Here is a 10,755-nt window from a genome sequence, read left to right as displayed (position 1 = left end):
CTGCGCGCGCCCCACGTCATGGTGTCGGCCGACGTCCTCGTCGCCGAGGACGACGCGACGGCCCGCGAGCTCGCGGCCGGGTACGGGGCCTGGGTGCACAGCATCCGCACCGGCGCCGGGGCGATCCCGTTCCCCGACCCGGCCACGGCAGCCGCGCACCCGCTGTCCGACGAGGACCGGGCGCTGGTGGCCGACCGGCTGGCGACCCGCTTCGTGGGCGCGCCGGCGACCGTCGCCGAGCGCCTCGAGGCGCTGCAGCGGGTCACCGGCGCCGACGAGCTGCTGGTCACGACCATCACCCACCGGCACACCGACCGGGTCGCCTCCCAGGCCCTGCTGGCGCGGGAGTGGGCGGCGCGCGCCCGGACCCGCCTCGCCTCCTGAGCCGACAGCAGCGGTATGCCGAACCGAGCCCGCCCATCCGAGAACCGTCCGTCCACAGTGCTCCGGCGCATCCCGCGTGCGCCTTCCCCGGGGGTCGCTCATGCACACCTGTCCACCTCCTCCCGCCCGCGCCGGAGGCTCGCCGTGACCGTCCCGCTGGAGTTCCGGCGGGTCGACTACACCGATCCGCTGGTCCTGCCGATGCTCGTCGAGCTCGACCACGAGTACCGCACGCGCTACCGGCACACCCTCGGTGACCTCGCCGAGGAGACGCGCCGCGAGCGCGCCCGGTTCGCGCCGCCGGACGGCGGGCTGATCCTGCTGCTCGCCGAGGGCGTCCCGGTCGCGGGTGGCGCCTTCCGCCGGTGGGATGCCGACACCGCCGAGCTCAAGCGGATCTGGACGGACTCGGCGCACCGCCGGCGCGGTCTCGCCCGACGCGTGCTCGCCGAGCTCGAGGCCGAGATCGCGGTTCGTGGCTACCGCCGCATCCACCTGACCACCGGACCCCGCCAGCCGGAGGCGCAGCAGCTGTACCTGGCCACCGGCTACACCCCGCTCTACGACCGCTCCCGCGATCCCGAGGAGATCGGTCCCCACCCGTTCGAGAAGCACCTGACCGGAGACCGCCATGAGTGAGCTCGCCACCGCCCACGCCCCACCCGCCCGTGACGAGGGCCCGGACGACGACGCCGACCTCACGATCGTCCAGGCCCGTCACCCGTGGCGATGGGTGGCGACCGCAGTCGTCGCCGTGCTGGTCGCGATGGCGCTGCACGCCCTGGCGACCAATCCGGCCTGGGACTGGGCGACCGTGGGCCAGTACCTGTTCGCGCCGTCGATCCTCCGTGCGGTGCTGCTGACCCTGCAGCTCACGGTGCTGGGGATCGTCGTCGGGTTCGTGCTCGGGACGGTTCTCGCCGTCATGCGGCTGTCGCCGAACCCGCTGCTGCGCTCGGTGAGCTGGACCTACGTCTGGATCTTCCGGTCCGTCCCGCTGATCCTGCAGCTGCTGTTCTGGTACAACCTCGCGCTGCTGTACAAGTCGATCTCGTTCGGCGTCCCCTTCGGCCCGGCGTTGTTCGAGATCGGCACGATGGACCTGGTCGGCCCGGTCACCGCCGCGGTGCTCGGCCTCGCCCTGCACCAGGCCGCCTACGCCGCCGAGGTCGTGCGCGCCGGCTTCCTCGGCATCGACCAGGGCCAGCTCGAAGCGGCCGCCGCGCTGGGCATCCCCCGCTGGCGCCGCTTCCGCCGCATCCAGCTCCCGCAGGCGATGCGCACGATCGTCCCGACGGCGGCGAACGAGCTGATCGGCTTGGTCAAGGGCACGTCGGTGGTCTACATCATGGCCTTGTCCGAGCTCTTCTACCAGGTGCAGGTGATCTACACCCGGACCGGCCGGGTGATCCCCATGCTGCTGGTCGCCGCGGTCTGGTACCTGGTGCTGACCACCGTCCTGTCGATCGGGCAGTTCTACGTGGAGCGGCACTACGCGAAGGGCGCGCTGCGCGTCCTGGCGCCGACCCCGCTGCAACGACTGCGGGCCACGGTCGCCCGGTTCCGCCGGGAGGTGGCGGCGTGAGCACCACACCGATGGTCGAGCTGCGCGGCGTGCACAAGAGCTTCGGCGGGCTCGAGGTGCTGCGCGGTGTCGACCTCACGGTCCGGCCCGGCGAGGTGACGGTGGTGCTCGGCCCGTCCGGCTCCGGCAAGTCCACGCTGCTGCGCATCATCAACCACCTGGAGAAGGTCGACCGCGGCCTCGTCCGGGTCGACGGCGAGCTGATCGGCTACCGGCGCTCCGGACGGAAGCTGCACGAGCTGCCGGAGCGGCAGGTCCTGCGCCGGCGCAGCCGCATCGGCTTCGTCTTCCAGAACTTCAACCTGTTCCCGCACCTCACCGTGCTCGACAACGTCGCCGAGGCGCCGATCTCCGCGCAGGGCCGGGACCGCACCACCGTCCTCGTCGAGGCGCGCGCACTGCTGGACCGCGTCGGCCTCGCCGACAAGGTCGACGAGTACCCCCGCCGGCTGTCCGGCGGCCAGCAGCAGCGGGTGGCGATCGCCCGCGCGCTCGCCCTGCGCCCCAAGCTCCTGCTGTTCGACGAGCCCACCTCGGCGCTCGATCCCGAGCTGGTCGGCGAGGTCCTCGACGTCATGCGCGACCTCGCCCGCACCGGCACGACCATGGTCGTGGTCACCCACGAGATCGGCTTCGCCCGCGAGGCGGCCGACACCGTGGTGTTCCTCGACGAGGGCCGTGTCGTCGAGCAGGGGCCGCCGGCCGGCGTCCTCGACGACCCCCGTGAACCCCGCACCCGCGCCTTCCTCGGCGCCGTCCTGCGCTGACCCGCGCTCCCAACCCACCGAAGGAACCCCCATGTCCCGCATCCCCCGGCCGTTGCGCCATCTGCGGCTCGCCGCCGTCGCCCTCCTCGTCCCGGTGCTGGCGGTCGTGGCCTGCTCCGGGCCGGACCCCGACCAGGCCGCGGCGCCGCCGTCGGCCACCGGCGCCGCCGTCAACACCAGCCCCGAGCAGAACCGGGTGCGGGCCGACGAGGTCGCCGCCATCGCCGCGAAGGTCCCGCAGGCGATCCGCGACCGCGGCACCCTCGTCGTGGGCACCACCGGCAGCGGGAACCCGCCGCTGTCCTTCCGGGCCGACGACGACCGCACGGTCATCGGCGTCGAGCCCGACCTGGCCCAGCTCGTCGCCGACACCCTCGGGCTGCGGCTGGACCTGCAGCCGACCTCCTGGGAGAACCTCTTCCTCGGCGTCGAGTCCGGGCAGTACGACGCCGGCTTCTCGAACATCACGGTGACCGAGGAGCGCAAGGACAAGTACGACTTCGCCACCTACCGCGTGGACACCGTGTCCTTCGAGGCGACGAACGCCGGCACGGTGCAGCGGATCGAGAAGCCGGCCGACATCTCCGGGCTGACCATCGGCGTGGGCTCGGGCACGAACCAGGAGCAGATCCTGGTCGACTGGAACGCCCAGAACGAGAAGGCGGGCCTCGCGCCGGCGACGATCCAGTACTACCAGAACGTCGGCGACTACTACCTCGCCCTCGACTCCGGCCGCCTCGACGCCTACTTCGGGCCGAACCCCGGCGTGGCCTACCACGTCGCGACCGGCGGGAAGACGAAGATCGTCGGCTCGGTCAACGGCGGGGGCGGCGGCGTCCAGGCCGACATCGCGGCCATGACCAAGAAGGACAACGGGCTGGTCACGGCGCTGAACGAGGCCCTGAACTCGGTGATCGCGAACGGGAAGTACGCCGAGGTCCTCGGCCGCTGGAACCTGTCGAACGAGGCGCTGCCGACCTCCGCCGTCAACCCGCCCGGCCTGCCGCGCAAGGCCGCGTCCTGATCGCGTCCCGATCCTCGGAGGAGCACCCGTGAACCGTCCCCTGCACCTCGCCGTCGAGCTCGACGGCGAGGGCGCCCATCCGGCCGCGTGGCGTCGGGCCTCGCACGCTCCCGCCGCCCTGCTCACCCCCGAGCGCGTCCGCGCGCTCGCCCAGGTCGCCGAGAACGCCGGCCTCACCCTCGCCACCTTCGACGACTCGCTGCTGCCGCCCGGCGGGGTCGGGCCCGTCGGGCGGATCGGCGCGGTGGAGCGGGCCGCCTTCGCGGCGGTGCACACCAGCGTGCTCGGCCTCGCGCCCGTCGTGTCCACGACCTACTCCGAACCGTTCCACGTCTCCTCCCAGCTCGCGTCCCTCGACTTCGCCGCGACCGGCCGGGCCGCGTGGCTGGTCGCCGCGACGGACGACCCGGCCGCCGCCCGCGCCCTCGGGCGGCCGGTCGTGGAGGGCGGGACGGCGCTGCGGCGCGAGGCCCGCGACGCCGTCCTGGTCGCCCGGGGGCTGTGGGACTCGTGGGAGGACGACGCCGCGGTCCGTGACGTCGTCACCGGGCGCTACCTGGACCGGGACAAGCTGCACCACCTCGACTTCGTCGGCGAGACCTACTCGGTCAAGGGCCCGGCGATCGTGCCCCGGCCACCGCAGGGGCAGCTGGTGGTGCTCGCACCGGCGGGCCTGCTGCCGGAGGGCCTGGCCGACGTCGAGCTCGTGACGGGCCGGTCCGTCGCCGGGTTCGCCGGCGCGGGGCTGCGGTTCGCCGAGCTCGAGATCGCCCTCGACACCCGGGCCGACACCGCCGCGGAGCGGCTGGCCGACCTCGCCCGGCACGCACCGTGGCCGGCCGGTCCGCGGCTGCGCTACACCGGTCCGCCCGACGGGCTGGTCGGGCTGCTGGAGGAGCTGGCCGGGGTGGTCGACGGGGTCCGGCTGCGACCCGCGGTCCTCGACGAGGACCTGCCGGAGCTGTCCGCCCGGGTGCTCCCGGCCCTGTTCCGCTCCGGGACCGCCGCCCGCCCGCAGCCGGGGGCCTCGCTGCGCAGCACCCTGGGGCTGCCCCGGCCCGCCAGCCGGTTCGCCCGGCACCTGACGTCCGTGGAGGGCACCGCATGAGCAGCACCGAGTACCCGCGTCCGGACGCCCGGCTGCACCTGGGCGTGTTCTTCCAGGGCGTCAACCACTGGACGATCTGGTCGCTGCCCGAGAGCGGCTCGCAGATCGACTTCTCCTCCTTCCGCCGCATGGTCACGACGGCCGAGCGCGGGCTGTTCGACGCGTTCTTCCTCGGCGAGGGGCTGCGGCTGCGCGAGTCCGGCGGGAAGATCCACGATCTCGACGTCGCCGGACGGCCGGACGCGATCACGCAGCTGGCCGCCCTGGCCGGCGTCACGTCCCGGATCGGGCTGGTGGCCACGCAGAACACCACCTACAACGAGCCGGCCGACCTCGCCCGGCGCCTCTCCGGCCTGGACCTGCTGTCGAAGGGCCGGGCCGGGTGGAACGTGGTGACCACCGACAACGCCTGGACCGGGGAGAACTTCCGGCGCGGCGGCTACCTCGACCACGCCGACCGGTACGTGCGGGCCGAGCAGTTCCTCACCGTGGCCCGCCAGATCTGGGACTCGTGGGACGTCGACGCGGTCGCGGCGAGCACGGAGGCGGAGGACTGGGCCGATCCGAAGCGCATCGCGACCGTCGGGGCCCGGACGAGCCAGTTCGACGTCGAGATCACCCCGACCCTGCCGCGCAGCCCGCAGGGACACCCGGTGATCTTCCAGGCGGGCGACTCCGCGGAGGGGCGGGACTTCGCCGCCCGCAACGCCGACGTCATCTTCTCCGCGCACGGCTCCGACTTCGCCGACGCGCTGGCGTTCGCCACCGACATCCGCGCCCGGCTCCGCACGGCGGGCCGCCCGGAGGACGCGCTCCGCATCCTGCCCGGCACCGAGATCATCCTCGGCGACACCGAGGAGGAGGCCGCCGAGAAGGCGCGGTGGGTCCGGCTGCAGCAGGTCACGCCCGCCACCGCGCTGGCGATCGCCGGCCAGGTGTGGGGCTTCGACCTGTCCGACCGGGACGCCGACGGCCCGCTGCCCGCCGAGGACCCGGTCGTCGCCGGACCGACGGGGGAGATGGGCAGCCGGCGGTGGAAGGACCCCCGGGAGATCGTGCGGACCTGGCGCGAGACCGCGGAGGCGCAGGGGCTCACCCTGCGCGAGACGGTGATCGCGCTCGGGCCGCAGCGCGGGCACGTCGGCACCCCCGCCGGACTCGCCGACAGGTTCGCCCACTTCGTCCGGGCCGGGGCGATCGACGGGTTCAACGTCTCGCCGTACCTCACCCCGGACGGGCTCGACGACATCGTCGACCGCCTGGTGCCCGAGCTGCAGGACCGCGGTGTCTACCGGGAGCGGTACACCGGCACGACCCTGCGGGAGCACCTCGGCCTCGCCCGGCCCGGGGAGCCGTCGTGACGCACCGCGGATGCGGCGGGTACGGCGGTTACGGCGGTTTCCCGCCGGCGGCCCGGGGCATCCGCCTCCTCGGCGGGGCGGACCCCGGGACGGAGCGGCGCGATGACGAGACCGGACGGCCCGGCACCGTTGGTGGTGCACGAGCAGGAGGTCGAGGCGGAGTCGTGGGACGACCCCACGAGGGGGACCCTGTCCTTCCGGACCCTGTTCGGCGGCGTCGGCACCCGGACCGGGGAGTTCACGGCCGGCGTCGCCGAGCTGGAGCCCCGGGAGTGGTTGGGCCTGCACACCCACCGGCAGGCGGAGGTCTACTTCGTGGTGCAGGGCCGCCTGCGGCTCCGGCTCGGCGACGCCGAGCACGACCTGCGGGCCGGGTCCGCGGTGTTCGTCCCCGGCGACGTCCCCCACGGGGTCGAGAACGTGGGGACGACGCCCGCGCGGATCTTCTACGTCCTGGCGGCCGAGTCGTTCGACCAGGTCGAGTACGTCTTCCCGGAGTAGGCCGCCGCCGGGCTCACGTCGCGATCGAGTCCAGCTGCTTGCCCGCGTAGTCCATCCGCGCGATCAGCAGGCCGATCAGCTGGATCACCAGCAGGACCGGGATGAGCATGAACGCGGCGGTGAAGGAGCCGGTGACGTTGCGGACCCACAGGGCCGCGTACGGCACGAGCACGCCGAGGAATCCGGCGACCATCCACGTCAGCCCCATGCCGACCCCGCGCATGCGGGTCGGGTAGAGCTCGGCGGTGTAGGTGAGCACCGTGCCCCACACCCCGATCAGGCCGAAGTTCGAGGCCAGGCCGAACACCCACAGCTGCCAGGACTCGGTGGCCAGGGCCCACGGGACGAGCGTGACGATGAAGATGACGTTGCCGGTGAGCATCGCCCGGAACCGGCTCCACCGGTCGGCGATCCAGCCCATGAGGTAGTAGCCGAAGGCGCCGGCCACACCCCACCAGATGTACCAGTTGCTGTACTCGGCGGTGGACCAGCCGTGGGTCTCCTTGAGGTAGAAGGGCGCCCAGTAGCCCAGCGTGTACCAGGACATCGTCGCCGTGGCCGCGACGAAGAGGGCCACGTAGGTCCGCTTGCGCTGGCCCGGCTCGAACAGCTGGCCGACGGACGCCTTGCGGGCCCGCTCGGCCCACGTCGGCCGGTCCTCCGGCGGAGCGTCCTCGGTCCGCGCCATCACGGCGTCCCGGTTGCGCACCCAGGCCGGCGACTCGGGGCAGAGGAACCGGACGTAGATCGCCAGCAGGCCGATCCCCGCCGGGACGAGGAACGCCCACCGCCAGCCGTGCGGGGCGATGATGTAGGTGCCGGTCAGGCCGGCGACGACCACGCCGTAGCCGTAGAGCGAGCGGGCCGCGCTGAGGATCTTGGCGCGGTGCCGGGCGGGCCAGGTCTCCACGGTGAGCAGGGAGCCGATCGCCCACTCGCCGGCGATCGTCACGCGCATCAGCGTGTAGAAGACGATGAAGAACAACCAGTTCCGCGACACCACGATGGCGACCAGGAACAGGCACGTCAGGGCGACGTTCACGATGAACGCGGTGCGCCGCCCGATCCGGTCGGCCAGCCACGGCCAGAAGTAGGCGGCGAACGCCGCGAGGATGCCGGTGACCGTCACGGCGAGGGTCAGCGCGTTGAGGCTGATCCCGAAGTCCTCCAGCAGGTACGGGACGATCAGCGCGTAGAGGGCGATCACGATCCCGTCGAGCATCCAGCCCAGGCCGAGCGCGGTCGCGATGTGCCAGTGCGTCGAGGTCAGGTTCTCCGAGGCGTCGCCGGCGCTGACGTTGCGGAAGGACCGCGACCGGATGTGCCGGGCCTCCAGCGGTCCCGGCGGGGCGGCGCCCACGCGTCCGGTGACGCTCACGGGTTCTTCGACGGTCACGGCGTCATCTCCTCGGGTTCGCACGGCGCTGTGGAAGTGAGGTCTGGGAGAGCGGCGTTCGTTGTGATCCGGAACACTGCGTCGACCGAAGTTAGGGCGGTTCGTCCGGCACTGTCGCTGTCGGAACCGCCAAGGGTCCCCGGCGGGACTGTGGAGGTTCTGCCGATGCGTCGGCGTCCCGACTGAGCGAACGTTCAGCAGAATTGTCGACGTCGACGCTTCGGAGGGCCTGCGCATGCCGACCAACGCGATCCGGGACCGATGGGCGGCGGGCGAAGCCGCGGTGGACTGCTGGATCTCCGGGTCCTCGGTGCTGTCCGCGGAGGCGGTCGGCCGGCTCGGCTACGACTCCGTGGTCATCGACATGCAGCACACGATGGCGGAGTACCGCGACGTGGTGACCGCGATCATCGCGCTGTCGGCGGGCCCCACGGTGCCCGTGGTGCGCGTGCCGGGCAACGACCCGATCCTCGTCGGCCGGGTGCTCGACGCCGGCGCGCGCGGGGTCATGTGCCCCATGGTCAACACCCGCGAGCAGGCCGAGCGGTTCGTCGCCGCGTGCCGCTACCCCCCGGAGGGCACCCGCTCCTACGGCCCCTACCGGGCCGCGGACGGCGCCCGCTACTTCACCGAGGCGAACGCCGACATCGTGACCTTCGCCCAGATCGAGACCCTCGAGGCCCTCGACAACCTGGACGAGATCGCGGCGACCCCGGGCCTGGACGTCCTGTTCGTCGGGCCGACGGACCTGGCGATCTCCGGCGGCGGCGCGCCGTCGATGTCCTACACCGACCCGCTCGTGGACGAGCGGCACCGCGCGATCGTCGACGCCGCCCACCGGGCCGGCAAGCGGGCCGGGATGCTCGCGCTCGGGCCGGGCGACCCCGAGATCGGGCGCGGCTGGGGGATGGACTTCCTGTCGGTCGCGATGGAGCAGCGGCTGGTCGCGGTGGGGGCGGCCCAGGCGCTGCGGCACGGCCGCTCCGTCGCCGGCCCGGCGCTCGCGCAGGCATGACGGGCCGGTACGTCGTCGGCCGGGTGGCCGACATCCCCGAGGGCGGGCGGGTGCTCGTCGAGGTGGGCGGGCGCCAGGTCGGCGTGTTCAACGTCGGCGGCTCCTTCTACGGGCTGATCAACCGGTGCCCGCACAAGGGGGCCGAGATGTGCAAGGGCAACGTGGTGGCGGGCCTGACCTCCGCGCGGCCGGGGGAGTTCTCCTACGACGAGGGCACCGCCCTGCTCATGTGCCCCTGGCACGGCTGGGAGTTCGACGTCCGCACCGGGCAGTCCTGGTTCGACCCGCGGACCCGGCTGCGGACCTACGACGTCGCCGTCGCCGGGGCGGACGAGGTCGAGGGCATGCCGGTGGCGGACCGGGTGGCGGGGCCGTACGTGGCCGAGACGGTGGAGGTCGGGGTGGAGGACGGGTACGTCGTGGTCGACCTGCGCAAGGCCCGCAGGGCCGGGCGGGCGGCGACGGGCGGGGAGCAGCAGGGGGCGGGCCGGTGACGACGGCGCTGCTGAAGGGCACCACGCGGGACCAGGTGTGGCCGGGCCCGGTGATCGACTGCGACGTGCACGCGAACGTCCCCTCGCTGGAGGCGCTGTTCCCGTACCTGTCCCGGCACTGGGTCGCGTGGTGCACCGAGCGGGGCTGGCACGGCCCGGTCGGCGGGGTCGCCCTCGCGTACCCGCCGGGCTCGGACCGCTCGTGCCGGCCGGAGTGGCGCCCGGCGGACCGGCCGCCGGCCTCGGAGCTCGGGTTGCTGCAGCAGCACGTGCTGGACCCGTGGCGGGTCGAGCGGGCCATCCTGACCTGCTACTACGCGGTGGACGCGCTGCGCCACCCGGACTGGGCGGCCGCGCTCGCCCGCGCGGTCAACGACTGGCTGGTGGCCGAGTGGCTGGACCGCGACCCGCGGTTGGCCGCCTCGCTCGTCGTCCCGGCGCGCGATCCCGCCGCGATGGTCGAGGAGATCCACCGGGTCGGCGACCATCCCGGCTTCGTCCAGGTGCTGCTGCCGGTGCGGCACGCCGCGCTGTGGGGCCAGCGGCAGTTCCATCCGGTGTTCCAGGCCATGACCGAGCACGGCCTGGTGGCCGGGCTGCACTTCGGCGGGGTCACCACGGACGCGCCGTCGTCGACCGGCTACTCCTCCTACTACGTCGAGGAGTACGCCGCGGAGTGGCAGTCCTTCACCGCGCAGGTCACGAGCCTGGTGTCGGAGGGCGTGTTCCAGGTGTGCCCGGAGCTGCGGGTGTCCGTGCTCGAGGGCGGGTTCACCTGGCTGCCGGTGTGGGGCTGGCGGATGGACAAGGAGTGGAAGGGGCTGCGCCGCGAGGTGCCGTGGCTCGACCGGCGGCCGCTGGAGATCATCCGCGAGCACATGCGGTTCTCCGTGGCCCCGGCGGACCTGGGCACCCGCGAGCAGACGGCGAAGGTCCTCGAGTGGCTCGGCTCGGACGACCTGCTGATGTTCGCCACCGACTACCCGCACGGCTACGACGACGACATCGCCGAGCTCCTCGCGGCCGCCCCGCCCACGATGCGCCCGCGGCTGATGGCCGGGACCGCCCGTGACTGGTACCGCCTCTGAGACGTCCGGACCGGTGTCCGGATCGCCCCGAA

11 protein-coding genes and 1 pseudogene are annotated in these 10,755 nt (G+C 73.4%); 11 read left to right on the top strand and 1 reads right to left on the bottom strand.

Translation table 11 applies throughout. From position 1 onward, the window contains the following. The 8 genes and pseudogenes from ACFQH9_RS11400 to ACFQH9_RS11365 form a co-directional block, all read left to right on the top strand. A pseudogene (locus ACFQH9_RS11400) lies at positions 1–384 on the top strand (LLM class flavin-dependent oxidoreductase); the annotation flags it as partial. Between the two features lie 144 nt (positions 385–528). Then, a complete protein-coding gene (locus ACFQH9_RS11395) occupies positions 529–1,023 on the top strand; it encodes a GNAT family N-acetyltransferase (protein ID WP_379565956.1) in 495 nt (164 codons plus the stop codon). Continuing rightward, positions 1,016–1,969 carry an amino acid ABC transporter permease gene (locus ACFQH9_RS11390; RefSeq protein WP_379565955.1) on the top strand — a complete coding sequence of 318 codons (954 nt, stop codon included), beginning with the start codon at positions 1,016–1,018 and terminating at the stop codon, positions 1,967–1,969. The genes ACFQH9_RS11395 and ACFQH9_RS11390 overlap by 8 nt, the downstream gene beginning before the upstream one ends. 11 nt (positions 1,970–1,980) lie before the next feature. Continuing rightward, a complete protein-coding gene (locus ACFQH9_RS11385; RefSeq protein ID WP_379565959.1) occupies positions 1,981–2,736 on the top strand; it encodes an amino acid ABC transporter ATP-binding protein in 756 nt (251 codons plus the stop codon). A 31-nt stretch (positions 2,737–2,767) separates the two neighbouring features. Continuing rightward, positions 2,768–3,760, top strand: a complete 993-nt coding sequence (locus ACFQH9_RS11380) for an ABC transporter substrate-binding protein (protein ID WP_379565954.1) — start codon at positions 2,768–2,770, stop codon at positions 3,758–3,760. A gap of 28 nt (positions 3,761–3,788) precedes the next feature. Continuing rightward, a complete protein-coding gene (locus ACFQH9_RS11375) occupies positions 3,789–4,868 on the top strand; it encodes an LLM class flavin-dependent oxidoreductase (RefSeq protein WP_379565953.1) in 1,080 nt (359 codons plus the stop codon). Continuing rightward, the gene (locus tag ACFQH9_RS11370) at positions 4,865–6,229 is read left to right on the top strand and encodes an NtaA/DmoA family FMN-dependent monooxygenase (RefSeq protein WP_379565952.1); all 1,365 of its coding nucleotides are present in this window, start codon (positions 4,865–4,867) and stop codon (positions 6,227–6,229) included. Before ACFQH9_RS11375 ends, ACFQH9_RS11370 begins: the two co-directional genes overlap by 4 nt. A 102-nt stretch (positions 6,230–6,331) precedes the next feature. After that, positions 6,332–6,730 (top strand): cupin domain-containing protein, encoded by a 399-nt coding sequence (locus tag ACFQH9_RS11365; protein WP_379565951.1) that lies wholly within the window; start codon positions 6,332–6,334, stop codon positions 6,728–6,730. Positions 6,731–6,743: 13 nt separating this feature from the next. Here ACFQH9_RS11365 and ACFQH9_RS11360 read toward each other — a convergent pair whose 3' ends face one another. After that, on the bottom strand, positions 6,744–8,126 hold the full coding sequence (locus tag ACFQH9_RS11360; RefSeq protein ID WP_379565950.1) for an MFS transporter: 1,383 nt from the start codon (positions 8,124–8,126) through the stop codon (positions 6,744–6,746). A gap of 235 nt (positions 8,127–8,361) precedes the next feature. On the opposite strand from ACFQH9_RS11360, the gene ACFQH9_RS11355 reads away from it, so the two are divergent. Genes ACFQH9_RS11355 through ACFQH9_RS11345 form a run of 3 tightly spaced genes read left to right on the top strand, consistent with a single transcriptional unit; the run spans position 8,362 to position 10,723 of the window. Beyond that, positions 8,362–9,141 (top strand): HpcH/HpaI aldolase family protein, encoded by a 780-nt coding sequence (locus tag ACFQH9_RS11355; RefSeq protein ID WP_379565949.1) that lies wholly within the window; start codon positions 8,362–8,364, stop codon positions 9,139–9,141. Then, a complete protein-coding gene (locus tag ACFQH9_RS11350; RefSeq protein ID WP_379565948.1) occupies positions 9,138–9,635 on the top strand; it encodes a Rieske (2Fe-2S) protein in 498 nt (165 codons plus the stop codon). Before ACFQH9_RS11355 ends, ACFQH9_RS11350 begins: the two co-directional genes overlap by 4 nt. Then, on the top strand, positions 9,632–10,723 hold the full coding sequence (locus ACFQH9_RS11345) for an amidohydrolase family protein (RefSeq protein ID WP_379565947.1): 1,092 nt from the start codon (positions 9,632–9,634) through the stop codon (positions 10,721–10,723). The genes ACFQH9_RS11350 and ACFQH9_RS11345 overlap by 4 nt, the downstream gene beginning before the upstream one ends. The last annotated feature ends 32 nt before the right edge of the window (positions 10,724–10,755 follow it).

The sequence above is a fragment of the Pseudonocardia lutea genome (genome assembly GCF_042658055.1).
In the GTDB taxonomy this organism is placed as follows: Bacteria; Actinomycetota; Actinomycetes; order Mycobacteriales; family Pseudonocardiaceae; genus Pseudonocardia; species Pseudonocardia lutea.
The sequence above is the reverse complement of the archived record's forward strand: the minus strand, read 5'-3'. Positions and strand labels throughout refer to the sequence as shown.